This is a genomic window from Nonomuraea sp. NPDC050556 (genome assembly GCF_044457355.1).
Taxonomy (GTDB): domain Bacteria; phylum Actinomycetota; class Actinomycetes; order Streptosporangiales; family Streptosporangiaceae; genus Nonomuraea.
The window spans coordinates 2627699-2653011 of the sequence record NZ_JBITGU010000001.1 but is presented as its reverse complement, the minus strand read 5'-3'; the positions used below and the strand labels follow the sequence as shown (position 1 = coordinate 2653011).

Genomic DNA, 25313 nt, shown 5'->3' with positions numbered 1-25313 from the left:
CCTAGAGGATGGGAACCTCGATGAGGACGGGCAGGGGGGCGGCGGTCGCGGTGCGCACCGCTTCGGCGAGCTGGGAGGGCTCCACCCGGTGGGCGGCGACGCCGTACCCTCGGGCGATGGAGCAGACGTCGATGCCGCCGATGTCCAGGCCCGGCATGTGCTTGCCGCCGGCGAACCACTTGAGCACCGCGTACTCCCGGTTGGTCAGCACCACGAAGGTCACCGGGACCCTGTAGGCGGCCGCCGTCCAGAGCGCCGGGATGGCGTACTGGGCGGAGCCGTCGCCGATCACCGCCACCACCGGCCTGCCCGGGTGGGCGAGCTGCGCGCCGACCGCCGCGGCCATGCCGTAGCCGAGGCCGCCGCTGGCGGTGAAGGCGAAGGAGTCCGGGCGGCCGATCCTGATCTGGTCGTGGAACTCGGGACGGTTGGAGGGCGACTCGTTGACCCACACCGTGTCCGCAGGAGCTCCCTGGGCGAGCGCCGCCATCACCGACGCGGCGGCGCTCGCCGGGGCTGCGGGACCCGGCCGTGGTTCCGGAGGCAGCCTGGAGCTGACCTTGGTGCGCTCGGCCAGCTCACGCAGCGCCAGCCGTACGTCACCGATGATCGCGTCCCCGCAGGGGGCGCGCGCCGCCTCGGCCGGGTCGCAGGTCAGGTGCACGAGGCGGGCGCCGTCCGGCAGCAGCGGGCCCGGCAGGTAGGGGTAGTAGCGGAACACCGGCGCACCGGCCACGACGATGAGGTCGTGCCCGGCGAGTTGCGCCGAGATCGAGGACATGCCGGGGAAGAGCTGGCCGCGGAAGAGGGAGTGGTCGTGCGGGAAGGCGATCCTGCCCTCCAGCGGCGCCTCCCACACCGGCAGCGCGCACCGCTCGGCCAGCTCGACGGCCGCCTCCCAGCCCGCGTCCGCCCCGACCACCAGCACCGGATTCACCGCCGCGTCGAGCGCCTCAGCCAGGGTTTCCAAGCCCAGGGCAGCGGAAGAAGGGGTGACCTTTCTGAGGGGTACGGCTTCGCCTGGCTCGTCGAAGTCGTCCATCGGGAGCGAGACGAACACCGGACCCCGCGGAGCCGTACAGGCCACGTGGTAGGCCCGCTCCAGCGCGGCGGGCACGTCCTGCGGCCGGGGCGGCTCGAACGCCCACTTGACCGCGGGCTGCGGCAGCGCGGTCGCCGACACGTTGGTCAGCAGCGCCTCCATGGTCAGCATCGCCCTGGTCTGCTGGCCCGCCGTCACGATCAGCGGCGTGCGGTTGGCCGCCGCGTTGAGCAGCGCGCCCATCGCGTTGCCCACCCCGGGACCGGTGTGCAGGTTGACCAGGGCGGGCCTGCCCGACGCCCAGGCGTAGCCGTCCGCCATCCCGGCCACGACCGCCTCCTGCAGCCCCAGGACGTAGCGGAAGTCGGCGGGGAAGTCCTTGAGCATCGGCAGCTCCGTCGAGCCGGGATTGCCGAACACCGTGGTCAGCTCGCGCGCCCGCATCCACTCGACGACCACCTCGCGCACCGTCGTCATGCCAGCCTCCTCCAGGGTGAGAACGCGCCGTCCACCCCGGCCAGGGCGGGGGCGAGTTCGGGGTGGTGACGCAGCAGGACGCCGGTCATCGTGGCCTTCTCCACCCACCGCATCCCCTCGGGGGTGTAGATCTCCGGCGTGTACAGCTCGGTGAAGAACGGGTCGCTCTTCAGCCGCCGCGACGCCATGAGGATGAACAGGCGGAACGCCGTGTCGGAGAACGCGAACCCCTGCGGCGGCCGCTCGGCGTACATGCCGACCATCGCGTCCACCCGGTCCACGTCGCCGTCGTGGACCTCCTTCAGCTCGGCCGCCGTCTTCGGGTCGTCGGAGATGTCGGCGAAGTCGCGCACCGGCGAGCGGTGCAGCGCCGCCCGCAGCCGCGTGTAGCGCGGCACGCCCCGCTCGCGGTCGCGCAGCACGTCCACGGCGCCCAGGTCGAGGTGCTCGCCGAACATGCCGCGCAGGTTCCGCAGGGCGTTCGGGTGGTTGTGCAGGGTGATCGCGCCCGGGTGGGCGACGCCGAAGGAGTAGAGCAGGTCGCTCAGCCCGTACTCGTCCACGGCGGCCCGCGTCCCGTGCCCCTGCAGGGGCGTGAAGTCCGTGGTCGCGCGGAGCTCGCCCCGCTTGTGGGAGCGGATCTCCCAGTCGTCGGGGATCAGCGGGTGCATCCGGTAGCAGGTGACGAACTCCTCGGTGATCGAGTACGGCACGCCGTGGTGCTTCCTGCGCGAGCCGCGGATGCTCTTCCAGTTGATCCGCATCCCGATCCGCACCGCCGGGGTGTCCAGCAGCGCGGGCGTCCACTCCACGGTGTGGATCTTGGCCATGACCGCGGCGTTGACCAGCCTGGCCGTGTGGAACAGCCGCTCGTCGCCCCAGGCCGGGTACGCCCTGCGGAGCCGTGCGCAGATCGCGTTGTGCTCCTTGACGAACAGCGTGTGCAGCAGGCTCAGGCCGACCCAGTAGTTGTCGGAGAACCCGGTCAGGTCCAGCCCGCCGTCCGCGGGAAGGCGGCCCTGCTCGACGGTCATCCTGCCGCCCTCGCCGGTCCTGAGCCTCCGGCAGGTCTCCTCGTCGCTGCCGTAGATCTGCGAGCCGTCCCACCAGTGGGTGACCGTGTTCTCGAACGTCGGCGGCCTGGTCGAGTCGGTGTGCGAGACGGGGTCCGGCTTCGTCCTGCGGACCAGCATCGACCGCGACGGCCACGGGTCGCCGTCCTCGATCGGGATCTCCATCGGCTCGGCCGCCGGGTTCCTGCCGTGGCTGAACCAGTCGTGGTTCTGGAAGTGGATCCAGGCGGCCGCCAGGACGTTGAGGCTGGTCGCCGGCTTGAACGCGGTCCGCGCCAGGAGCCTGTTGCTCACCTCGCGCGGGCTCGGCTCCATCAGCTCGGCCTGGGTCTCGGGGAACGTCAGGTGCAGGGGGACGTTCCTGTCGAATCTGGTGTGCGCGGCGCCCATGTCCACGTCGTCCGGGTCGTAGCCGGTGCCGTCGTAGGACCTGAACACCATGCGGCGGTTGGAGGGACGCCGCGGGCGCTCGCCGCCGGCGCCGTAGGTGTCGTGCAGGTTGCTCGAACGCAGTTGCTCGCGCATCTCCACCAGCTTGAACAGTTGGAGGGGCACCGGGAGCCGGTGCCATTCGCGCAGTCGTCGCTTCACGTGATCGATGACAACGCTGCGTGATCGGGTGGGTCAATCAGGCGTCCCAGTCAGTGGAACGTTTCGGCTCATGTGGCGGGATCTGTTCCGCTGGCTGAGATCATCCGGACGCCGCTGACGGGTCGCTCCGCCCACCCCCGGAGGGCGGGGGTGGGCCTGGGAGTGCCTAGTCGGCCGCGGCGGCCAGGGCGGAGGTGATCGCCTGGGCGGCGCCGCGCACGGCGATGCCGACGCGGCCCAGCCGCAGCGACGAGGCGTCACCGGCCACGCCCACCGCCATGCACACCCCGCCCCCCGGGCCGAACACGGGAGCGGCGACGCACGCCAGCCCTGGTGCGTACTCCTCCTGGGAGTAGGCCAGGGCGTGCCTCCTGACCAGCCCGAGCTCGCGTTCGAGCGCGGCGACGCCGGTGATGGTGCGCCTGGTCATCCTGGGCATGCTGCCGCCCTCGATGAGCTGCTTGCGCAGGTCGTCGTCGAAGGCCAGCAGCACCTTGCCGGTCGCGGTGCAGTGCAGCGGCGCCCGGTCGAGCTCGTCGGAGGGCGACCTGACCCGGTCGCCGCCGTACAACCGCTCGACGTAAACGGCCTCCAGGGACGACGGGACGGCCAGGTTGACGGTCTGCCTGGTCGTTTCGTACAGGTACAGCAGGAAAGGGAGCACCGCCCGGCGGGTGCCCGGGATGCGCTCGCGGTTCATCCGGCTCAGGAGGTCGCCGAGCAGGTAGTCGGTGCCCGCACGCTTGGCCAGGCCGCGCGAGCACAGCACGCCGAGCAGGCGGTAGGCGGTGGATTTGGGCAGGCCCGTGTCGCGGCACAGTTGTGCCAGGCTGAGCGGGCGGGGGTCGGAACTCAGGCAGGTCAGTATGTCGATCCCCCTCTCCAGACTGCCCGGTCCCGATCCCTGTCGCTGGAGGATGGAGGAGCTGGTCCTCGGCATGTTCGTGTCACACCCTTGATCGCCGAGGAGAAGAAGGAGGGTCTTCCCCGAACTTCGTGTTGCCATTTCTTGACTACCCGTAATGGTGATCAGCGACACCCGCCTGCCGCATGATCATGTGATGGCTCGCCCTGAGGAGGGAATCCTCTGGGTACACCCGGTAGACCGAAGGGCGTCACCCCCCATGAAGGCACCTTTCGCGGCTTCGCCCGGCTGGCGCGATCCGCTGCTCCTGGCCTTCCGGCCCAGCGGCGAGCGGGTGCGGAGCTTCGTGGTGGCGTTGCTGATGTTGCAGCGGCTCAGCTATCTGTTGCCCGCGTGCGCGAGCCTGTTCGCCGGGGACGTGGTCTTCGCCGACCGTGGCCGCAACGCCGTGCTGCTCGCGCTGGCCCTGCTTTGGAACGTTACGTTGTTCCGCTGGGTAGCGCGGAGGGGGTGGTTCGTCACCTCGGCCGTGGCGATCGACACACTGGCCACCTGCGTCTTCATGGTCGGGGTTACCGACGCCTGCCTGCCCAGGTCGGAGGCGTGCGTGACCAACTGGTCCACCCACGCCCTCCTGGCGACCGGGGCGATGATCGGCGCGGTCAGCGTGCGGGCGATCCAGTTCAGCGCCCTGCTGGTGCCGATCGCCGTGTACGCGTACGCGCACGCCGGCGACCTCGGTCAGCGGCTCCCGCCCGCGCTGGAACTGGCCGTACGGGTCAACAGCTACGTCTGGTTCGCGATCATCGTCTTCTTCATCAGGTCCTATCTGGCCGCCCAGGCCAGGAGGCTGGACGCGCTTGCCGAGCAGCGGCTGGTGGCGGAGGCGGAGCGGGTGGTGGAGCAGACACGGCTGGCGCACTACCGCCAGTTGCACGACACGGTCCTCGCCACGCTGGTCGCGATCGCCAGGGGCGGGCTGGACCACCACACGGTGGAGGTGCGGCGCAGGTGCGCCGCGGACGCCGCCTACGTGCGCGCCCTGATCAGGCAGGACGCCGCGGGCCCGGCGACCGGGCTGAGCAACGGCCTGGCCCGCGCGGTGGCGGGCGCGGCCGGGCTCGGGTTGTGCGTGCGCTACGCGGCCGAGTCGTTGCCCGACGACCTGCCCGCCGATGTCGGCGTGGCGATGGCCGAGGCCAGTACGGAGGCGCTCAACAACGTGGCCAGGCACTCCGGGGAACGAGACGCCTGGCTCACCGCGTTCGCGGACGGCGGTGTGGTCACCGTACGCGTGGTCGACCGCGGCAGGGGGTTCGAACCCGCACGGACCGAGCCGGGACACGGGCTGCGCTCCTCGGTGGTCGGGCGCATGCGGGAGGTGGGCGGCAGCGTGGAGATCATCACCGCCGCCGGCGAGGGCGTGTGCGTGGAGCTCAGGTGGCCAGGCCGTCCTCCCTGACGCGGGTGGCCAGCTCCAGCTTGGTGTAGGCGGGGCGCCCGGCCTTGCGGTATTTGTCCTTGACCCGTTCCAGATAGTTCTTGGCGGTCCCCGGCTGCACGCCCACGCTGCGGGCCGCCGCGGTGAGCGTCATGCCGGAGGCGTAGGCGAGCAGCACCGCGCGCTCCTGCGGCGACAGGACGGGCCGGTCGGCGTCATGGTCGGCCAGCCAGCCGAGGGCCACTTCCGGGGAGATGACGACATCCTCCTTCGCGACCTCCCTGATCTTCGCCACCAGGGCCGCGAGGTCGTGGTCCTTGGTGAGGTAGCCGCCCGCGCCGGCGTCGACCATCTGCCTGGCCACGCCGCCCGAGGTCACCACGCTGACCACGAGCACCCGCCGGTGCAGCCGGCGCAGGGCGCGCACGTTCTCGACAGGCTCGGAGCGGTCGGCCAGCAGCAGATCGAGGAGTACCACGTCGGCGGGAGCAGGCTCCGTTCTGAGCAGTTCCGCCACGGTCGCGGCCGACGCGATCAGCCGCAGGTCGTCCACTCCGGCGAGGTAGGAAGCCAGCCCGTCGATGAGCATGCGGTCGTCGTCGACTACGGAAACTGTGATCACCACCTTCTTTCCCATATCCGGATATGTCGTGTCAAGTGAGCAGTTATGGCGGCTACCGGTCATGAGCTGGGCGACGCAGGATGGCGCCAAAGTCCGAGAAGGGAGCAAACATGACTGTCACCCTCGAGAGGGTCGAGGAGATCATCGCCGCCTGGAGGTCGGGCGACGAGCCGGACAGCCCGGTCGGCCCGCTGCTGCCCGGCATGTACGTGGAGTCCGAGATCACCATGACCGGTCCTGGCCAGTCCGGCAGATGCGGGACCGCCTGCTCGGGCTCCTACACCCGCTACTGCTGCTAGCGGGGTCGGAGCAGATGGCCGGTGAGTTCGACCCGCCGCTGGACCCACTGATCGGACCCGATCTGGCCGACTTGGAGGCCCGGCTGGGGTCCCTCACCGGCCTCACCCACGCCGAGCGCGGCGTCATCCTGGCCGCCTCTGCGCGGTCCGTCGAGGAGGAGGTCCGCCGCAAGATCACCAGGGTGCTCGTGCTGGAGCTGAACGCGGCGCGGATCTCCGGGCGCCTGACCGCGGCGGACCCCGCCGGGCGCTGGGAGCAGTGGCGCGACAGCGTGGCCGAGCCGGCGTTCTGGCAGGGCCTGGCCGGGCCGTACCCCGGCATGGCGGCGCGACTGGCGGCGGTGATCGGCAACCGGTGCGCGGCCTCCTACCGGTTCGCCGAGCGGTTCGCCCGCGACCGCGCGGCGCTGGCCGCCCTCCCCGGGGGACCGGTAGGCGTGCTGGAACGGGTCGAGTTCGGCGCGGGAGACAGCCATCGTGGCGGGCAGACCGTCGTCGTGCTGCACGGCGAGGACGGCCGGGTGGTCTACAAGCCGCGCTCGCTGGCCGTGGACGCGGCGCTCGCCGAGCTGCTCACGCATCTCGGCGTCTCCACGATGCGCGTGCCGGCCGTCATCACCCGAGGCGGGTACGGCTGGGCCGAGCACGTCGAGCACCGCTACTGCGCCGGCGCGGAGCAGCTGCGCGCCTTCTACCGGGGCATGGGCCACTGGCTGGCCCTCATGCGCCTGCTCGGCGGCAGCGACCTGCACGCGGAGAACCTCATCGCGGCAGGACCGCAGCCCGTGGTCGTCGACTGCGAGACGCTGTTCACCCCGCACGCCAAGGCCCGCCCCTCCGGGTACGGCGGCGCCGTCGACCTGGCCGTCGAGCTGATCGACACGTCGGTGATGCGCACCGGCCTGCTTCCGGGGCGAGGGGTCGCGCTGGGCTGGCGTGGGGTCGACGTGTCGGCGGCCGGCGCGCTGCCGGGCCAGCAGCCGATGATCGAGCTCCCCGTGGTGCTCGGCGCCGGCACCGACAGCCCGCGCATGGGCACCGAGCGGGTGGAGCTGCCGCCGTCGGCCAACCACCCCAGCGCCGAGCCGGTGCTCGGTGACCACTGGGACGCGATCATCGCCGGATTCGACGAGTTCGATGACCGGCTGGCCGAGCTGGACGCGTCGGGGAAGCTGGAGCCGCTGCTCGCCGGGTTCGCCGACTGCCCCGTCCGCGCTGTGCTGCGTTCCACCGAGTCCTACGCCGAGCTGGGCCGCATGCTCTGGCATCCGGCGGCCCTGCACGACGAGGCGCACGCCCGTGCCAAGGCGGCCGCGCTGCTGGCCAAGATGTCGGAGAACGTGCCCGGCGCGCCGGGATCGGCCGAGATCATCGCCGCAGAGGTGGACGAGCTGTGCCACGGCGACATCCCGATGTTCGACACCACGCCACGCACCGGCGTACTGCGCGGGCCGGCGGGCACCAGGTGCGGTCCGGAACTCGACCTGGTGGCCGACGCCGTGTCCCGGTGGCGTTCGCGCGACCACGACTTGGACCGCCGGGTGGCGCGGGCCGCGCTGGTGAGCGCGTACCTCAACGAGGGCTGGATGCCGGGGGAGAGCGCGCTCTCCCCCGGCCTGGTCCGCGCCGACGACCTGGACGCCCGCCGCCGCGCCGCGGCCGCCGGCATCGTGCGCGGCGTGCTCGACGGGGCGGTGCGCGGTGCCGACGGCACGGTCACGTGGATCACGCCCCTGCTCAGCCCCACCGGCTGGGCCGTCCAGCCCCTCTCCGCCGACCTGTACGGCGGCGCGCACGGCGTGGCGATCCTGCTCACCGCCTACCTGCGTGAGGTGGCGGACGGCAGGGCCGAGCCGGTGGAGGGGCTGCACGACCTCCTGCGATCGGTCATGCGCACCATCCGCCTCGCGGAGGAGCGCGACGCGGCCAAACGCCTGGAGGACATCCGGATGCGGCCCGAGCCCCCCGGCGCCTATCTGGGTACGGCCTCGCAGATCTGGGGGTGGCTGCTGCTGCGCTCGCTCGGCGCGGCCGGCGACGAGGCGCTGGTCCGGGCGTGCGCGCTCGCCGAGCTGCTGCCCGAGGCGATCGAGGCCGACGACGCCTACGACCTGCTGTCCGGGATGGCCGGGGCGATCGTCCCCCTGCTGCGGCTGAGCTCTTCCACGGGGGAGGAGCGGTGGGCCGGACTTGCCGGGTCGATCGGCGCGCGGCTGGCCGGGCTGGCGGAGCGGCGGGGCGCGGGCGTCTGCTGGCCCAGTACCCGGTTCCCGCAGGGGCTCGGCGGTCTCGCCCACGGCGCGACCGGCATCGGCTGGGCGTTGTCCCGGCTGGGCTCGCCCGAGTTCGACGGCCTGGCCGAGGCGGCGTTCCGCTACGAGGACACCCTCTACGACCCGGACCAGCGCGGCTGGGTGGACCTGCGCGGCGACGGCTTCACCGCCGCCGCGTGGTGTCACGGGGCGGGCGGCGTCGGCATCGTCGCCGCCGACCAGCTGGCCCGCTCGGGTGACCGTACGCTGTGGCTCGACCGGCTGCGGCGGGCCGCGGCCTCCTGCTGGGCGGACGGCACCGGCTGGAACCACACGCTCTGCCACGGCGACCTCGGTTCCTGGGAGGTGATCGAGCTGGCCCGCGCGTCCGGGGTCGCACCGGTGGACCGCGACCGGCTGAGCGCCCACATCCTCGGCAGTCTGGAGACCAACGGCCCGATCTCCGGTCTGGCCAGGGACGCCTTCGCGCCCGGCCTGTTGCCAGGGCTGGGCGGGGTGGCCTACCAGCTGCTGCGCATGCACCCTGACTGCGCGCTGCCTTCCGTCCTGCTTCCGGATCTGGAGTGAAAGCGCGTGGAGGATGAACTCGTCAGCCCCTACTGGCACCTGGACCGGACGGCAGGCGCCCGGCGCACGCTGCGCGAGCTGCCCGCGGTCACCGCACCGGTGCTGCGGCTCATCTGGGCCTGCGGCCGCGGGCCCGCGCTCACGATCGTCGTCCTGCAACTGGCCACCGGCGTAGCCACCGCGAGCGGGCTCCTGGCGACCGCGTCGGTGCTGGACGGTCTGGTGACCGCCCCCGACCGGCTGGCGGCCGCTCTGCCCGGCCTGGTGCTGGTGGCCGCGATCGTGGCGCTGCGCGGAGCGGCGGAAGCGGCCGTCGAGCTGGCCAGAGCGCGGCTGGAACCGGCGCTGCGGCGAGAGGCCGAGGAACGCCTGTTCGCCGCCGCGCTCGGGGTGCGGCTGGCCGACTTCGACGACGTCGAGTTCTATGACGGCCTGCACCGGGCCCGCGACCGCGGGCTGTTCCACCTCGACCGGGCCGTCTCCAACGCCATCGACCTGCTCGGCGCCGCCTGCGCGGTGAGCGCGGCGGCGGTCGGGCTGGCCGTCCTGCACCCGGTGCTGGTTCCGCTGATCGTGGTCAGCGTGCTCCCCGAGGCATGGGCCGTGCTGAGGTCTGCGCAGCTCGGCTACGCGGGCATGCGTGAGATGGTGACGCTGAACCGCCGCGTGGAGTTGCTCGCCGAGCTGGCCACCGAGCGCGAGGCGGCCGGAGAGGTGCGGGCCTGCCAGGCCCAGCCGTACGTGCTGGGGGAGTACCGCCAGGTGGCCGACGTCCTGATGGAGCGTGAGACGGCGGTCGGGCTGTCCATGGCGAGGGTGCGGGCCGCGGGCAGGGCGGCAGGCGGTCTCGCCATGGCCGGGGTGCTGGCCGTACTCGCCCTGATGCTGCAGTCCGGCTGGATCGCGCTGGCGGGGGCGGGCACCGCGGTGATCGCCGTCAGGATGGCGGCGACGGCGCTGAAGCAGCTCGCGCAGGCCGCCAACCAGCTCTTCGAGCAGTTCATGTACGTGGCCGACTACCACGACTTCCTCGCCGATGCCGCGGCGCGCCGCCCGCCCCCCGGCGGTACGGCGGCGCCGCGCTCACCCGAGCACATCACGCTGCGCGGCGTCGGTTTCACCTACCCGGGCAGCGACCGGCCGGCGCTGCGCGAGCTCGACCTGACCATTCACGCCGGCCAGACGGTGGCGCTCGTGGGCGAGAACGGCTCGGGCAAGACCACGCTGGCCAGGCTGCTGGCCGGGTTGTACACGCCGACCTGCGGCACCCTGCGATGGGACGGGCTCGACGTCCTGGAACTGGACCAGGACTCCATGGCCGACCGGGTCGTGCTGGTGCCGCAGCACCCGGTCCGCTGGCCACATGATGCCAGGACCAATGTCCGCATGGGACGCCACGACCGCCACGACCCGGGAGACCTCGCCCTGCGCGCCGCCGCCGAGCTCGCGGCGGCCGACGACATGGTCGCCGCCCTGCCCGCCGGCTGGGACACTCTGCTGTCCAAACACTTCCGCGGCGGACACGAGCTGTCGGCGGGCCAGTGGCAACGGCTTGCCGTGGCGCGCGGGCTGTTCCGCGACGGGCCGCTCCTGATCTGGGACGAGCCGACCGCGCCGCTCGACGCCAAGGCCGAGTACGCCGTCTACGAGACGCTCCGCGGGATCGCGGGTGAGCGCACCGTCCTGCTCATCACCCACCGGCTGACCAGCGTGCGGCACGCCGACCGTATCTACCTGCTGCACCAGGGACGCCTCGCCGAGGAAGGCACACACGACGAGCTGCTCGCACTGCGCGGACACTACGCGGAGCTGTACGCGCTGCAGACAGGAAAGGCGCGCCGGTGAGGCTGATCCAGCCGGGCGAGCCCGGCTACCAGTCCAGGCGCAAGGCCTTCCTCGGCACGCTGGACGAAGCCCTGCCCGCCGTCGTGGCCTGCTGCTCGTCAGAGGAGGACGTGCTGCGCGCGCTGGAGCTCGCCGACGCCCGCGGCCTGCCGTTCGCCGTTCGCGGGGGCGGCCACAGCTTCGCGGAACACTCCTCCACCACGGGGCTGCTCATCGACCTCGGCGGCATGAAGGCGACGGAGGCCGGCGCGGACACCGTCACGGTCGGTCCCGGCGTGCTGGTCGGCGAGCTGGCCGCCTTCCTGGCCGCGCGCGGGCGCCTGGTGCCCTGCGGCTGGTGCCCCACGGTCGGCGTCACCGGAGCGGTGCTCGGCGGCGGTTACGGCGTGTTCAGCCGCATGTACGGGCTCGGCGCCGACCACCTCCTCGCCGCCCGCGTGGTCCTGGGCGACGGGCGGATCGTCGAGGCGGACGAGGACCTGCTGTGGGCGCTTCGCGGGGCGGGCGGTGGCACCTTCGGCGTGGTCACGCGGCTGACCCTGCGCACCCGCCCCGCCGTACCGGCCACCGCCGTTCAGCTGGCCGTCGACTTCGCCGGGACGGCGGGCCTGGTCGACGACTGGCAACACTGGGCGCCCGGCGCGCCGGACGAGGTCAACCTGGAGATCGCTGTCATCGCCGGCGACGAGCCGGAGGAGCCGCCCTCCGCCGTGCTCTTCGGCGTCGTCGCTGGGCCGCCGGAGCAGGCGCGCAAGCTGATCGCCGACCTGGTGCCCGCCGGGCGCGCCCGGCTCGTCCCGCTCGACGCCGCCGGTGCCGCCTGCCACCACGCGTACGCCGACGGCTCGGGTGGGGCCGTCACCACCCTGCCGGACGGCGAGCGGCCCGGACTGCGGCTGAACAAGTCGGGCTTCTTTACCGGTCACCTGCCGCGCCAGGCCATCGAGGACCTGCTCGGACGGCTGGCCGCGGACCGGGTGTACGGGGAGATCAGGGACCTGGAGTTCGTCCCCTGGGCGGGCGCCATCGGGCGGGTCGCGCCCGGTGCGACCGCGTTCGCCCATCGGGGGCCGCGGTTCCTGCTCAAGCAGTCGGTGCAGGTGGGATTCCGGGCGTCGGAAGCGCGCCGGGCGGACGCGCACGGGTGGTTGTGCCGCTCGTGGGCGCACCTTGCCCCGCTGACGTCCGGCGTCTACCCCAACTACCCGGACGCGGACCTGGAGGACTGGGGGCGGGCGTACTACGGGGACAACCTCGCGCGGCTGCGGGGCCTCAAGGCGCTCTACGATCCGGGCGACCGGTTCCGCGCGGTGACGAGCTGACGGCGCGTCGTCTTCCATGGGCTCGCGAAAAACAGGAGGACGGCCGCGTGGGGGGTCGCGCGGCCGTCCTCGGTCGAAGGGAAAGAACTACGGCAGGCGGGGCAACGGGATCTCGTCGGCTTCGCGGCGTCCTGACTTGTTGTTCAGGGTCACCGCCAGCCACCCCTTCACCGGCGCGGCGGCCAGCCCCGCACGGCTGGCCGTCAGCGGCACCGTGGCGGAAGCCCCGGGAGCCACGACGGCCGACGCCCCGGTGGAGACGGCGGGAGTGAACGCGTCGAAGACCGCCGCGTCCGTGGTGTCCGAGATCTCGTCCGGGTTCCCGGTCTGCGCCAGCACCGTGTAGCTGAACTTCGGCGCAGCCGCGGTAACCCCGACCTCCGAGGCCAGCGCGGGCAGGAGCATGGTGCCGGAGTTCATCGGCGCCACAGCCGCCCGAGCCGCGACCACCGTCCCGTCGAGCTTCTCCACGAACACCGCGAAGCGCCCGTCCCGATCGCCCGTCGTCACCCGGCCGTAGTCGTCGGCCACCAGCACCGCGTCGAACGTCCCGTCGGCGTTGGCGTCGACGGCGACCTCGTACCGGTTGGCCGCCGCGTTCGACCACTTGCCGTACACGTTCAACGCGAACAGCAACGTACGGTCCGCGCCGGGCCCGGCCTCGGACTGCACTCCGACCGACCTGACGTCCACCTGGTCCTCGGCGCCGGACACGTCGTCGGCGTCGCTGATGCCCCAGGCGAACAGCTCGGCCGTCCCGGCGTGCGTCCCGGAGTTCTGTACGGTCACCGACGTGCTCAACGCGTCCTCAACCCCGGTGAACCGGGAAGCCCGCGACGCCGTCACCGACGACAGCGCGTCGGGCACCATGAGGAACGCGCTGCGCAGCGGATAGACGCCCTCGGAGACAGCCGTCGGCGTGGCGGTGACCGCGCCCTGGATGTGGGTCAGCGCCCCGAAGTTGGACTTCTCCGACTCGGGCAGCGCCGCCACCTTGTCCTTGGCGAGGCTCAGCGTGACGTCCACCTCGCGGCTGTCACCGGGCCAGATGGTCACCCGCGACGGCGACACCCGCACCTGCGCGCCGTACGCCTCGCCGTTGAACGACGCGGCCAGGTCGTAGACGACCTTCGACGACCCGGTGTTGCGCAGCACCAGCGTCTTGGTGCGCTCGTAGGCGCCGTCCAGCGCGCCGTACCCGAACGACAGGTTGCTCATCCCGACCACGGACGCGCTCACGGCCTGCCGCGCGGCGACCACGCCGGAGCCCGCGATGCGCGCCGTGTAGCCGACGATCTTGGTGGTCGCGTCGGCCGTACTGACGATGGCCGCCTTGACCAGGTTGGGCTTCCACTTGGGGTGCGCCTCGCGGACCAGGGCGGCCACACCGGCGACCATCGGGGTCGCCATCGAGGTGCCCGACTTGGTTGACGGGCCGGAACCCGTTCCCACGCCCGCCGAGACCACCGAGACGCCCGGCGCGGTCACGTCCGGCTTGAGCGCGCTGGTCACGTTGGCGGGACCGGCCGAGCTGGAGGAGGCCAGCTTGGCGTAGGACGGGTTGGGGATCTGCACCGGCGTCAGCGTCGTGCTCTGCCCGTCCAGGGCGGAGGCGGCGGCGCGGTCGGCGCCGTTGATGCCGAGGAACGGGATCGTCACGTTGACCGGCGCGCCCGTGTCGGGGTCTGCGGTGATCGGCCCCTCCAGCGGCGGGTAGGCGAGCGAGGTGTCGATCATCGCGACCGCCGCGGCGCCCGCCGCCTGGCCGACGATCGCCCGCTTGACCCTGGCGCAGGTGCCGCGCAGCGTGATGACGAGCTTGCCCGCCACCCCGCCTGGATAGGCGGCGTAGTCGGCGGGCGCGCAGCCCAGCGACAGCGGGCCCGACGGGTAGCTGGTGCGCAGCACGGCGACTGGCAGCGCCCCTGCGGGGATGGCCGGCTCGCCGTTCGAGACCTGCGCGTTGAGCGCGCCGATCTTCACCCCGGGGAGGACGGCCATGGCCGCGTCGACCGAGGCGACCGCGATCGCCTCGGGGGCGACGGCCGCCGCGCCGACGAGGTAGGCGCTGGCGCCTGAGTTGCCCGCCGAGTTGACGACGGACACGCCGGCCCTGGTCAGCGTGGAGACGGCCTGCACGGTCGGGTAGTCGGGACGGCCGAACGACGAGCCGAGCGACATGTTGACGACCTGCGCGCCGTCCTTCATCGCCTGGTCCAGCGCGGCGATGATGACCGAGGTGTCCGCTGAGCCCGCGCAGCCGAAGATGCGGTACGCCAGGATCGAGGCGTTCGGCGCCACACCGGGGCCGACCTTGAACGCCTGGTTGTGCGTCGTGGTGTCGTAGACGCCGCGGTAGGTGGTGCCGTCGGCGTTGACGCCGAACCCGGCGGCCGAGCCCGCCACGTGCGAGCCGTGCCCGTTGCAGTCGAGCGGGTCGGGGTCGGGCTGCGGCACCTCGTGCGCCGGGTTGCTCGCGTCGTAGGCGTCGCCCACGAAGTCGTACCCGGCGACGACCTTGGCCGTCGGGAAGGTGCCCGGCTCGATCACGGTGCCGTTGTTGGCGGTGTAGTCGGCGGGGTTGCCCGAGCCGCCGAAGGTGGAGTGGGTGTAGTCGACGCCCGTGTCCACCACCGCGACCTTGATGCCCTTGCCGGTGCGGCCCAGGTCCTGCCACGCCTGGGGCGCGCCGATGTACGGCACGGCCTTGGCGTTGTCCGGCTTGACCTGCTGCACCGCGTGGACCGCCACGACGCCCTGCGCCTTGGAGACGGTGTCCAGGTTCTTGGCGGGCAGCCGGGCCGCGATGCCGTTGAAGCTGTCGGTGTAGCTGTTGAGCACCGTGCCGCCGGCGTCCTTGACGGCCTGCTTCACCTGCGCCTGAGCGTCCTTGACCTCGGCGCGCACGTCGGTGGCGCTGACCGACTTGCCCTGCTCCTCCGCGGTCGCCCTGGCCTCGCCGACCGGGGCGCCGGCGACCTGGATGATCACCTTGACGGTACGGTCACCGTCCAGGATGGCGGGCTTTTCATGCGTGTAGTTAAACGCGTCGTCGAGCCGCGGGAAACGCGGAGACGGGTCGGCGGCCGCCGGGTGGGCGGCCGCCACGAGGGATGCGGCCACGCTCGTCGCGAGCGCGGCGCGGACTAACTGACGCCTCAACGTGTCACCTCATGAGTCGGGAGGTAAACCAGTGATCTGAGGCTCCAGGTTGGACATGTGGGGTTGAAACCGATTTGTTAACGAATGGGTCACATGATCTGTCAGGACCGCAGGCCGGCGGCGTCGGCCGCGAGCCGCTCGATCCGCGCCCAGTCGCCCGTGGCCAGGGCGTCGGCGGGGGTGAGCCAGCTGCCGCCGACGCAGCCGACGTTGGGCAGCGCGAGGTAGGCGGGCGCGGTGGCGGGCGTGATGCCGCCCGTGGGGCAGAACCGGATGTCGGGGATCGGCCCGGCCAGCGACTTCAGGTACGGCAGGCCGCCCGCCGCCTCGGCCGGGAAGAACTTCAGCTCCTTGATCCCGCGCTCGGCCAGCGCCATCACCTCGGACGCCGTGGCGGCGCCGGGCAGGAACGGCACGCCGCTGGCCAGAAGGGCGTCGACCAGCGAGGGGGTCGTCCCGGGCGAGACCAGGAAGGTGGCCCCCGCCTTCACCGATGCCGAAATATCGTCGGAAGTGCGGATCGTTCCGGCACCCACCACGGCTCCCGGCACCTCCGCCGCGATCGCCGCGATGGCCTCCAGCGCGCAGGCCGTGCGCAGGGTGACCTCGATGACCGGCAGGCCGCCCGCCACCAGGGCGCGCGCCATCGGCACCGCCGTGCCGACGTCCTCGATCACGACGACGGGGACGACGGGGGCCAGGTCGAGCAGGCTCATGAGGACAGCTCCTGAGTCGAGTGGATGTGCTGGGCGAGGTGGGCGGCCGCGCCGGTGAGCGCGGGCTGCTCCGCCACGATGAGCGTGGTCGAGATGGCGGCCAGGTAGTCGGCCATGCCCGGACTGGCCTCGAAGCGGGCGCGGAAGTCGCTGGCGCGCACCCGCCCCACGATACGGGGCAGCACCCCGCCGCCCAGATAGACCCCGCCACGCGCACCCAGGGTCAGGGCCACGTTGGAGGCGAAGCTGCCGAGCATCGCGCAGAACAGCTCGACCGTCTCGGCGCACAGCGAGTCGTCGACGCGCTCCACGATGTCGGCCGAGGTCAGGTCGGGCGCGGAGACGCCGTTGACCTGGGCGAGCGCGCGGTGCAGGCGGACGAGCCCGGGGCCGGACAGCAGGTCCTCGGCCTCGACCCTGGTCATGCCCTGGGCGCGCAGCGCCCGTACGACCTCCAGGTCGCGGTCGTCGAGGATCGGCACGGTCACGTGCCCGCCCTCGCCCGGCACCGGCACCCAGCCCTGGCCGGACGGCACGAGCCCGGCCACGCCGAGCCCGGTGCCTGGCCCCAGGACGGCCTTCACGCCGCGGCTGGGGGAGGGGCCGCCGAGCGAGACGAGGTCGTCGCCCGCCAGGTGCGGCAGCGAGGCGGCCAGCGCCTCGAAGTCGTTGATCAGGGCGGCGTACGGCACGCCGAGGTCGTGGATCGAGCCTGACCAGTGCGCGTTGGTCAGGTCGTAGCGGTCGCCGTCCACGGGCCCGGCGACCGCCACGCAGGCGGCCGTGGGCCGTGCCGCGCCGACCAGGTCGAGGTAGGCGGCGGCTGCGTCCCGCAGGCTCGCGTGCTCGGCGACCGGCAGGACGTGGATGTGCGACGGCTGGTTGCCCGGCGCGGTGACCAGGCCGAAGCGCGCGTTGGTGCCGCCGATGTCGGCGACGAGCCAGCTCACTGCACGGCCTCGGTGTGCGCCGTGCCCGCAGGGGCCGCGAAGCCGTGGCCGGGCCCGTGTGAGGGGGACTCGGCGCCGTTGACGCCGAACAGGCTGCCGCCGTGCTGGGCGTGGCCGGTCATCCTGCGGAAGGCGCTGAACAGCTCGCGCCCGGTCCCCACCCACTCCGCGTCGCTCTGCGCGCGCCCCTCGGGGGTACGCGCGGACAGGTCGGCCAGCACCTCCAGCGTCCCGGCCGACGAGTCGAGCCTGATGAGGTCGCCGTCGCGCACCAGCGCGATCGGCCCGCCGTCCGCCGCCTCCGGCGACAGGTGGATCGCCGCGGGAACCTTGCCCGACGCGCCCGACATCCGGCCGTCGGTGACGATCGCCACCCGCTGGCCCCTGTCGAGCAGCACCGCCATTGGCGGCGTCAGCTTGTGCAGCTCGGGCATGCCGTTCGCGGACGGCCCCTGGTAGCGGATGACCGCCACGAAGTCCTGCCCGTCCAGCTCGCCGCGCTCGAAGGCGGCGAGGAGTTCGAGCTGGTCGTCGAACACGCGGGCGGGCGCCTCGATGACGAGGTGCTCCGGCTTGACGGCCGACACCTTGCTGACCGCGCAGCCGAGGTTGCCGTCGAGCATGTGGATCCCGCCGTCCGCCGAGAACGGCGCGGACACCGGGCGCAGCACGTCGAGGTCGGTGGAGCCCTGGACGACCTCCTCCCACACCAGGCCCTCCTCCTTCAGCGAAGGGGCGGAGCGGTAGTGGTCGAGGCCGCGACCGGCCACGGTGAGCACGTCGCCGTGCAGCAGTCCGGCGTCGAGCAGGTCGCCGATGAGCACCTGCATGCCGCCCGCGTCGCGGAAGTGGTTCACGTCCGCCTGGCCGTTCGGGTACATCTTCGTCAGCGACGGCACGACCTTCGACAGGTCGGCCAGGTCATCCCAGGTCAGCACGATCCCGGCGGCCGCCGCGATGGCCACCAGGTGCAGCGTGTGGTTGGTGGAGCCGCCGGTGGCCAGCAGCGCGACGCAGGCGTTGACGATCGCCTTCTCGTCGACGACCTCGCCGATCGGCGTGTACTCCTGCCCGTGCACGGTGATCTCGGTGGCCCGCCTGCCCGCCGCCTCGGTGAGGGCGCGGCGCAGCTCGGTGTGCGGGTTGACGAACGTCGAGCCGGGCAGGTGCAGGCCCATGACCTCGACGAGCACCTGGTTGGAGTTGGCCGTGCCGTAGAAGGTGCAGGTGCCGGGGGAATGGTACGACTTCGACTCGGCGTCCAGCAGGTCGTCCTTGCCGACCTTGCCCTCGGCGAACAGCTGCCTGGTGCGCGCCTTGACCTTGTTGGGCAGGCCAGACGTCATCGGCCCGGCGGGCACGAACAGCGCGGGCAGGTGGCCGAAGTGCAACGCGCCGATCAGCAGGCCGGGCACGATCTTGTCGCAGACGCCGAGCAGCAGCGAGGAGTCGAACATGTCGTGCGACAGCGCGATCGCGGTCGCCATGGCGATGACGTCGCGGCTGTAGAGGGACAGCTCCATCCCGGCGCGCCCCTGCGTGATGCCGTCGCACATCGCGGGCACGCCGCCGGCGACCTGGGCGACGCCGCCCGCCTTGCGCACGGCCGCCTTCAGCTCCGGCGGGTACGTCTCGTACGGCTGGTGCGCGGAGAGCATGTCGTTGTAGCTGGTCACGATGGCGACGCCGGGCTTGGCCGTACCCCTCAGGGCCAGCTTGTCCTCGGCGGGCGCGGCCGCGAAGCCGTGCGCGAGGTTGGCGCACCCCAGGTGGGCGCGGGCCGGTCCCTTGGCACGCGCGGCGGCAGCCTCGGCGCGGATCCTGGACAGATAGACGGTACGGCTGGCGCTGCTGCGCTCGGCGATCCGAGCGGTCACCTGCTCGATGACGGGGTTCACGGCTGGTCCTCCTCGTGCCAGGTGCGACCGCTGCGGCCGACGAGTTCGTGTGCTCCCGCGGGACCGGTGGTCCCGGCGGGGTAGGGCTCGGGGAGTTCGGCCGACGCCTCCCAGGCGGCGAGGATCGGGTCGATCCACCGCCAGGCCGCCTCCACCTCGTCGCGGCGCATGAAGAGCGTTGGGTTGCCCGCGAGCACGTCGGTGAGCAGCCGCTCGTACGCCTCGGGCACCCGGGTGGTGAAGGTCTCGCCGAAGCTCAGGCGGAGCGGCACCGGCTTGAGCGTGACCTCGCCCGCGCCGGGCTCCTTGGCCATGATGTGCAGCTCGATGCCCTCCTCGGGCTGGAGCCGCAGCACCAGGCGGTTGGGCGTGCCGCCGGGGAAGATGGAGTGCGGGACGTCCTTGAACTGCACCACGATCTCGGACCTGCGGTACGGCAGGCGCTTGCCGGTGCGCAGGTAGAACGGCACGCCCGCCCAGCGCCAGTTCTTGATCTCGGCGCGGATCGCGGTGAACGTCTCCACCCGCTTGGACGCCTCGTTGGGCGGGGTCGAGGCGGGCTCGTCCAGGTAGGACGGCATGTCACCAGAGGCCGTGTACTGGCCGCGCACGGTGAAGCGGTCCACCTCGCTGGCCTCCACGATGGGGCGCAGCGACTGCAGCACCTTCACCTTCTCGTCGCGGATCGACTCGCGGTCGTTGCGCGCCGGGGGCTCCATGGCGACCAGGGTGAGGAGCTGCAGAAGGTGGTTCTGCACCATGTCGCGCAGCGCGCCGGCGTGGTCGTAGTAGCCGCGCCTGCCCGGCGTGCCGACGGTCTCGGCGGCGGTGATCTGCACGTGGTCGATCCAGAGGGAGTTCCAGATCGGCTCCAGGAAGGCGTTGGCGAAGCGCAGCACCAGGAGGTTCTGTACCGTCTCCTTACCCAGGTAGTGGTCGATGCGGAAGATCTGGTGCTCGTCGAAGTACAGGCCCACCTGCGCGTTGATGCCCTGCGAGCTGGCCAGGTCGCGGCCGAGCGGCTTCTCCAGCACCACGCGCGACTGCGGCGTGATCAGCCCTGCCTCGTGCAGCTCGGCGCAGAACGGGCCGAACGTCATCGGCGGGCTGGCCAGGTAGAAGATGCGGTCCCGCTGCTCGTGCCCGCCCAGCAGCTTGGTCAAGGCGCTCCAGCCGCTGCGGTCGTCGGAGCCCACGTCGAGCGAGACGTGGTGCAACCGGCCCAGGAAACGCTGCCACATCGCCGGGTCGTCGACCGGCACCTGCGCGCGTACCTCTGCGTCCACCTTGCCGCGGAAGTCGGCGTCGGTCAGCCCGCCACGGGACATCGCGATGACGCGCGTCTCGGGGGAGAGACGGCCGTCGCGGTCGGCGTGGTACAGCGCCGGGATGAGCTTGCGCATGGACAGGTCACCGGTGCCACCGAAGACGACGAGGTCGGCGGTGTGCGCGGTGGAGGGCGGCGAGAGGGGGGACACGGCTGCAAACTCCGATCAAGTGAGGACAGAACGGACAGTAGCGAGAGTTCGGTGTTGATTCAAGCGGAGTTTTGCTATCTGAGATGAGAAAGTCATGACTTTTCATTACCGAACCCCTTGTGGTTCACTTGGCCGATGCCCCGACGTACCGCAGCGACCCTCGCCACGACCGGCGAGGTGCTCCGCCTCATCCGCACGGGTGAGGCCGTCACGCGGGCCGACATCGGCCGGGTCACCGGCCTGTCGCGCCCCGCGGTGTCGCTGCGCGTCGGCGAGCTGCTGGAACGCGGCCTCGTCGTGGAACGCACCGACGCCCCCTCGACCGGCGGGCGGCCGCCGGTCCGTCTGGAGTTCAACGCCGGGGGCGGCGTGGTGCTGGTGGCGGCGCTCGGCGCCAGCCGTACCCGGGTGGCCGTCTGCGACCTGGCCGGGAACGAGCTGGACGGCAGGCGCTTCCACATCGACGTCGAGCAGGGGCCGGACGTCGTGCTGCCGCTGCTCATGGACACCTGGGACGAGCTGCTCGGCGACCGCCCGCGCTCGATGATCAGGGGCGTCGGGATGGGCGTGCCCGCGACCGTCGAGTTCGCCATGGGACGCACCGAGTCCGCGCGGGTCATGGCGTCGTGGACCGGCGTGGTGATCCCGCCGATCATCCGCGACCGGTTCCCTGTGCCCGTGCTTGTGGACAACGACGTGAACGTGCTGGCCATCGGCGAGCACCACGGCGTCTACCCCGAGCTGGACGACGTCATGTTCGTGAAGGTCTCCACCAGGATCGGCGCCGGTGTCATCGCCGGGGGCGAGATCCTGCGCGGGGCGCTCGGCGCGGCGGGCGAGATCGGGCACATCCCGGTGCGCGACGGCGGCGGGGTGCTGTGCAGGTGCGGCAACATCGACTGCGTCGACTCCGTGGCCAGCGGTACGGCGTTGCTGCGCGAGCTGCGGGGCGCCGGGAAGGACGTCAAGGACATCGCGGACATCACCGCGCTCGTGCGGGCGGGGGACGCCGAGACGATGGCCATGGTCCGCGAGGCGGGGCGGCACATCGGCGAGGTGATCGCGGGGGCGGTCAACATCCTCAACCCGGCGGTGGTGGTGCTGGGCGGCGACGTGGCGGAGGCGTTCGGGCCGCTGGTGTCGAGCATCAGGGAGGTCGTCTACCGGCGCTCCACGGCGCTGGCGACGCGGCGGCTGCGCATCGAGACGAGCCGGTTGGGCGCGGCGGCCGGTATTTCCGGGTGTGCGGTCATGGTGCTGGACCACGTGCTGTCACCCGAGGCCGTGGACAGCTCCCTTTAGCGTACGGACGACCGTGCCGAGGAAGTGCTCGGCGGTGACGTACCCGAAGACCCGCGAGTCCAGCGACCCCTCGGGGTTGTCGCCCAGCACGACCAGGCAACCCTCGGGAACGACGACGCCCTCGTGCGCGTCCCCGGCCACTGCCACGACCCGCTTGACCAGCAACCCGGAGCCGTCGGTCAAGGCGATGTGCGGGCCTGGTGCGAAGACCGCCACCTGCCTCCTCGCGACCCGGTCCACCCGCCCTCTGCGCACGAGCACCCGGTCTCCTGGCCGATATGCGGGCAGCATGCTGCTTCCAGCGACCGTCACCACGACGTAGGTCCGCCGCAACCACGCCACCACCCCCACGGCCCCGCCGACGGCTGCCAGCACCACCACAATGATCATCGGGACGCGTAACCCTCCGCCTGGAGGTGGAACATCCGGGCGTAGACCCCGTCCAGCGCGATGAGCTCGTCGTGCGCGCCGAGCTCCACCACCACCCCCTCCTCCAGCACCGCGATCACGTCCGCGTCGCGGATCGCGCCCAGCCGGTGCGACACCAGCACGCTCGTCCGCCCGCCCCTGAGCCGGCGCAACCCCGTGTGGATCCCGTGCTCCGACTCCGGGTCCAGCCCAGCGCTCGGCTCGTCGAGGATCATCAGGTCGCACCCCATCCGCAGAAACGCCCGCGCCAGCGCCAGCCGCTGCCACTGCCCACCCGACAGCACCACCCCCTGCGAATCACCCTCACCGACGAACATCCTGGTCAGCGGCGTCTCATACCCATGAGGAAGCGCCGTGACCACCGAGTGCACCCCCGCCTGCACAGCGGCGGCGGAGATCCTGGCGTGGTCGCCCACGGCCGTCAGATCCCCGACCGCGATGTTGTCGGCCGCCGTGAAGTCGTAGGACACGAAGTCCTGGAAGACCGCCCCCACCCGCGCCCGCAGCTCCGTGACGGACATCTCCCGCAGGTCCACCCCGTCCCACAGGATCGCCCCGCGAGCCGGGTCGTAGAACCGGCACAGCAGCTTGACCAGCGTGCTCTTGCCGCTCCCGTTGCGCCCGACGACCGCGACGGCCGCGCCGTACGGGATGGTCAGGTTGAGCCCGCGCAACACCCACGGATGCTCCTCCCCGTAGCGGAACCACACGTCGCGGAACTCCACGCAGCCACCCAGCGGCCCGACCGGCCGCGGCGACGACGGCTCGGGCAGGTCGGGGCCTGCCTCGACCACGGCCAGGTAGTGGCAGAAGAGCTGCACCTGCTGGCTCGCCGCGGAAGCGCCCTGGACGAGCCCGTCGGCCGCCCCGCGCACCCCGGCCACGGCCGCGACGAACATCGACACGTCACCCACCGACAGCGCGCCCCCGGCCGCGCTCGCGATCACCCACACCAGCCCCGCCCCGGCGATCACCGCGGACACCAGCAGCAGCGCCCCCTGGACGAGCAGCTCGCGCCGGTCCATGCTCCTGCGCGCCGCGTTCGAGACCCGCAGCTCGGCCAGCATCCTGCCGCGCAGGAACGGCCCCAGCCCGAAGAGCCTGATCTCCTTGGCCGCCTCCTGCCGGGTGAGCAGCTCCCCGTAGAACATCTCGCGCCGCTCCACCGGCGACAGCCGCCACGCCATGACCGCCCGCTGCCTGGCCAGCCGCAGCTCCAGCAGCAGCGCGGGCACGGCTGAGGCCAGCACGACGAGGTTGTAGGCGGGACTGATGACCGCCAGCGCCCCCACGAAGCCCACCAGCGTCACCGCGCTCTGCGCCAGCCCGGTCGCCGAGTCGACGAGCTGGGCCGGGGCGGAGGCGCTCTCCTGGGCCATGCGCAGCCGGTCGAGGAACGCCGGGTCCTCCAGCCTGGACAGTCCGGTGAACCGGTCGACGGCGCTGAACAGCTCGTCCTTGGCGCGCAGCCGTACCCGGCGGTCGAGCTCGGCCCGCAGGTAGCGGCCCGCCTGCGGGCCCAGCGACCCGGCCACCCCGGCGGCGGCGAGCCCGGCGGCCAGCCCGGCCACCACCCCGAGCGGGGACGGCACGACCAGGCGGTCGAGGGTGAGCTTGGTCAGCCAGGCGACGGCGACGGGCACCACGGCGCCGGACAGGCTCAGCGCGACGAACCCCGCCAGGTGGAACGGCGCGGCCGCCCACACCAGGCGGCCCACGTGCCAGGCGGTCCGCCGTATCACGCGACCGCTCTGAGCCTGCGCGGTTCCACCTCGCCCAGCACGATCCGCCCGTCAGCACCGACCACGCAGTAGGAGGGGAACGCCGACACCCCGAACGTGGCGCTGAGCGTGCCGACGTCCTTCTCCACGACGATCCTGGCCACCCCGCTGAGCCCGGCGACGAGCTCGTCGGTGTGCGGCCCGCCCCCGGCGAGTACGGCCAGCACCTGCTCGCGCGGCTGCCCGCCGGCCCACGCCACGAAGTCGGGCAGCTGGATCAGGCATTCCGTGCAGTCGGAGGTGAAGAAGGCCACCCCGGTCTCCCGGGTGAACGCCACCGGCTCGCCGTCCGTCGTGGTGAGCGCCGCCTTCGTCAGGACCGCGCCGGGCTGGGGGAGGGCGAAGGCGAGCGGGTCGGCGGTCGCCGCGGTGCGCAGCAGCTTCTCCAGCGTGGTGGTGTGCTCGCGCAGGCGGCGGATCACGCCGAACGTGAGCAGCAGGTCCACCAGGCACACCAGCCCCACCAGAACGACCGCTGCGACGAGGAAGGCCATGGGAGTTTCTCCTTACCTGACGGGTGCGAAGAGCGCGAGCAGATCGTCGAGCCTGGCCACCAGCACGGCGGCGACGGCCGCTGCCGCCGCGGTGATCACCCACCCGGCGGGCTCGATCGGCGCGCCCGTCCCCAGCGCGAGGCCGAGCGCCGAGACCAGGAACAGCAGGGTGTTGCGCACGACGTGCGCGCGGCCGAGCGGGGCCGACGACGCGCCGAAGCAGCGGCAACTGGCGCTGACCTTGCGCCGCAGCGCCGCCACGATGGCCACCGTGAAAGCGGCCAGCAAAAGGCACGCCACCGAGAAACCGAGCCTGACCGAGACGGGTACGGCGAGCAGAACGGGAACGGCGAGTTCCGCACCTGCCGCAGTGCCCGCCGCGATTCCCGTGGGAATACGCGGAGTAGCCAACAATTGACGGGTGGACACGGTGAATTCGAGAAAGGCCGCGCGGCTTCGCAGCTTGCTCAGCGCGGAAAGCAGAAACAGCAGCCCGATGAAACAGCGGAATGCCAGGGCGGCGTAATCCATGAACATCAGGCACAGCGTGGCACGCCGGAAAATCCACGTCAATGGGCCTTTTCGCCCGTGCGGCCGGGTGTTACGCTCCGGACGATCACCCGGCTTCAGGAGGCGCCTATGGTCCGCGTCGTCGAATCTCTGGCCGACAAATTACTGGCACGAAT

At 72.2% G+C, this 25313-nt stretch carries 19 protein-coding genes; 6 read left to right on the top strand and 13 right to left on the bottom strand.

All coding sequences use genetic code 11. The annotated features are described in order from the left end of the window. Position 1: 1 nt before the first annotated feature. The 3 genes from mdlC to ACIBG8_RS12845 form a co-directional block, all read right to left on the bottom strand. On the bottom strand, positions 2-1519 hold the full coding sequence (gene mdlC / locus ACIBG8_RS12855) for a benzoylformate decarboxylase (RefSeq protein WP_397342853.1): 1518 nt from the start codon (positions 1517-1519) through the stop codon (positions 2-4). Further along, on the bottom strand, positions 1516-3183 hold the full coding sequence (locus ACIBG8_RS12850; RefSeq protein ID WP_397342852.1) for a peroxidase family protein: 1668 nt from the start codon (positions 3181-3183) through the stop codon (positions 1516-1518). Before ACIBG8_RS12850 ends, mdlC begins: the two co-directional genes overlap by 4 nt. Positions 3184-3349: 166 nt before the next feature. After that, positions 3350-4123 (bottom strand): IclR family transcriptional regulator, encoded by a 774-nt coding sequence (locus tag ACIBG8_RS12845; protein ID WP_397342851.1) that lies wholly within the window; start codon positions 4121-4123, stop codon positions 3350-3352. 184 nt (positions 4124-4307) lie between these two features. Between ACIBG8_RS12845 and ACIBG8_RS12840 the strand changes: the two genes are divergently transcribed. Continuing rightward, positions 4308-5510 carry a sensor histidine kinase gene (locus ACIBG8_RS12840; protein ID WP_397342850.1) on the top strand — a complete coding sequence of 401 codons (1203 nt, stop codon included), beginning with the start codon at positions 4308-4310 and terminating at the stop codon, positions 5508-5510. On the opposite strand, the gene ACIBG8_RS12835 is transcribed toward ACIBG8_RS12840, so the two are convergent. Next, entirely contained in the window at positions 5485-6111 is a 627-nt protein-coding gene (locus ACIBG8_RS12835) for a response regulator (protein WP_397342848.1), read from the bottom strand. The two genes, ACIBG8_RS12840 and ACIBG8_RS12835, sit on opposite strands and share 26 nt — an antisense overlap. A 110-nt stretch (positions 6112-6221) precedes the next feature. Between ACIBG8_RS12835 and ACIBG8_RS12830 the strand changes: the two genes are divergently transcribed. Genes ACIBG8_RS12830 through ACIBG8_RS12815 form a run of 4 tightly spaced genes read left to right on the top strand, consistent with a single transcriptional unit; the run spans position 6222 to position 12417 of the window. After that, the gene (locus tag ACIBG8_RS12830; RefSeq protein ID WP_397342847.1) at positions 6222-6410 is read left to right on the top strand and encodes a DUF6229 family protein; all 189 of its coding nucleotides are present in this window, start codon (positions 6222-6224) and stop codon (positions 6408-6410) included. After that, entirely contained in the window at positions 6365-9250 is a 2886-nt protein-coding gene (locus ACIBG8_RS12825) for a type 2 lanthipeptide synthetase LanM family protein (protein WP_397342846.1), read from the top strand. The genes ACIBG8_RS12830 and ACIBG8_RS12825 overlap by 46 nt, the downstream gene beginning before the upstream one ends. A gap of 6 nt (positions 9251-9256) precedes the next feature. Then, positions 9257-11095, top strand: coding sequence for an ABC transporter ATP-binding protein (locus ACIBG8_RS12820; protein WP_397342845.1), 1839 nt, complete (start codon positions 9257-9259; stop codon positions 11093-11095). Next, positions 11092-12417 (top strand): FAD-binding oxidoreductase, encoded by a 1326-nt coding sequence (locus tag ACIBG8_RS12815; protein ID WP_397342844.1) that lies wholly within the window; start codon positions 11092-11094, stop codon positions 12415-12417. The genes ACIBG8_RS12820 and ACIBG8_RS12815 overlap by 4 nt, the downstream gene beginning before the upstream one ends. Before the next feature lie 87 nt (positions 12418-12504). On the opposite strand, the gene ACIBG8_RS12810 is transcribed toward ACIBG8_RS12815, so the two are convergent. From ACIBG8_RS12810 to zwf, 5 genes are all read right to left on the bottom strand, one after another. Further along, positions 12505-15579 carry a S8 family serine peptidase gene (locus ACIBG8_RS12810; RefSeq protein ID WP_397342843.1) on the bottom strand — a complete coding sequence of 1025 codons (3075 nt, stop codon included), beginning with the start codon at positions 15577-15579 and terminating at the stop codon, positions 12505-12507. A gap of 101 nt (positions 15580-15680) precedes the next feature. Beyond that, positions 15681-16295, bottom strand: coding sequence for a bifunctional 4-hydroxy-2-oxoglutarate aldolase/2-dehydro-3-deoxy-phosphogluconate aldolase (gene eda, locus ACIBG8_RS12805; protein WP_397342842.1), 615 nt, complete (start codon positions 16293-16295; stop codon positions 15681-15683). After that, positions 16292-17245 carry a glucokinase gene (glk, locus tag ACIBG8_RS12800; protein WP_397342841.1) on the bottom strand — a complete coding sequence of 318 codons (954 nt, stop codon included), beginning with the start codon at positions 17243-17245 and terminating at the stop codon, positions 16292-16294. The genes eda and glk overlap by 4 nt, the downstream gene beginning before the upstream one ends. After that, entirely contained in the window at positions 17242-19143 is a 1902-nt protein-coding gene (gene edd, locus ACIBG8_RS12795; protein ID WP_397342840.1) for a phosphogluconate dehydratase, read from the bottom strand. The genes glk and edd overlap by 4 nt, the downstream gene beginning before the upstream one ends. Continuing rightward, complete coding sequence (zwf, locus tag ACIBG8_RS12790) at positions 19140-20621, bottom strand: glucose-6-phosphate dehydrogenase (RefSeq protein WP_397342839.1); 1482 nt, start codon at positions 20619-20621, stop codon at positions 19140-19142. The genes edd and zwf overlap by 4 nt, the downstream gene beginning before the upstream one ends. 135 nt (positions 20622-20756) lie before the next feature. On the opposite strand from zwf, the gene ACIBG8_RS12785 reads away from it, so the two are divergent. Next, positions 20757-21923 (top strand): ROK family transcriptional regulator, encoded by a 1167-nt coding sequence (locus ACIBG8_RS12785; protein WP_397342838.1) that lies wholly within the window; start codon positions 20757-20759, stop codon positions 21921-21923. On the opposite strand, the gene ACIBG8_RS12780 is transcribed toward ACIBG8_RS12785, so the two are convergent. Genes ACIBG8_RS12780 through ACIBG8_RS12765 form a run of 4 tightly spaced genes read right to left on the bottom strand, consistent with a single transcriptional unit; the run spans position 21894 to position 25164 of the window. Then, the gene (locus ACIBG8_RS12780) at positions 21894-22313 is read right to left on the bottom strand and encodes a S26 family signal peptidase (protein WP_397342837.1); all 420 of its coding nucleotides are present in this window, start codon (positions 22311-22313) and stop codon (positions 21894-21896) included. The two genes, ACIBG8_RS12785 and ACIBG8_RS12780, sit on opposite strands and share 30 nt — an antisense overlap. Then, complete coding sequence (locus ACIBG8_RS12775; protein WP_397342836.1) at positions 22310-24094, bottom strand: ABC transporter ATP-binding protein; 1785 nt, start codon at positions 24092-24094, stop codon at positions 22310-22312. The genes ACIBG8_RS12780 and ACIBG8_RS12775 overlap by 4 nt, the downstream gene beginning before the upstream one ends. Beyond that, a complete protein-coding gene (locus tag ACIBG8_RS12770) occupies positions 24091-24627 on the bottom strand; it encodes a TlpA family protein disulfide reductase (RefSeq protein WP_397342835.1) in 537 nt (178 codons plus the stop codon). Before ACIBG8_RS12770 ends, ACIBG8_RS12775 begins: the two co-directional genes overlap by 4 nt. Positions 24628-24639: 12 nt before the next feature. Further along, positions 24640-25164 (bottom strand): MauE/DoxX family redox-associated membrane protein, encoded by a 525-nt coding sequence (locus tag ACIBG8_RS12765; RefSeq protein WP_397342834.1) that lies wholly within the window; start codon positions 25162-25164, stop codon positions 24640-24642. Positions 25165-25313 lie beyond the last annotated feature (149 nt).

Coding starts and splice junctions, on each gene's coding strand:
- mdlC (WP_397342853.1), bottom strand. CDS start 1,519: ATGACGACGGTGCGCGAGGTGGTCGTCGAGTGGATGCGGGCGCGCGAG.
- ACIBG8_RS12845 (WP_397342851.1), bottom strand. CDS start 4,123: ATGCCGAGGACCAGCTCCTCCATCCTCCAGCGACAGGGATCGGGACCG.
- ACIBG8_RS12840 (WP_397342850.1), top strand. CDS start 4,308: ATGAAGGCACCTTTCGCGGCTTCGCCCGGCTGGCGCGATCCGCTGCTC.
- ACIBG8_RS12830 (WP_397342847.1), top strand. CDS start 6,222: ATGACTGTCACCCTCGAGAGGGTCGAGGAGATCATCGCCGCCTGGAGG.
- ACIBG8_RS12825 (WP_397342846.1), top strand. CDS start 6,365: ATGCGGGACCGCCTGCTCGGGCTCCTACACCCGCTACTGCTGCTAGCG.
- eda (WP_397342842.1), bottom strand. CDS start 16,295: ATGAGCCTGCTCGACCTGGCCCCCGTCGTCCCCGTCGTCGTGATCGAG.
- ACIBG8_RS12785 (WP_397342838.1), top strand. CDS start 20,757: ATGCCCCGACGTACCGCAGCGACCCTCGCCACGACCGGCGAGGTGCTC.
- ACIBG8_RS12780 (WP_397342837.1), bottom strand. CDS start 22,313: ATGATCATTGTGGTGGTGCTGGCAGCCGTCGGCGGGGCCGTGGGGGTG.
- ACIBG8_RS12770 (WP_397342835.1), bottom strand. CDS start 24,627: ATGGCCTTCCTCGTCGCAGCGGTCGTTCTGGTGGGGCTGGTGTGCCTG.
- ACIBG8_RS12765 (WP_397342834.1), bottom strand. CDS start 25,164: ATGTTCATGGATTACGCCGCCCTGGCATTCCGCTGTTTCATCGGGCTG.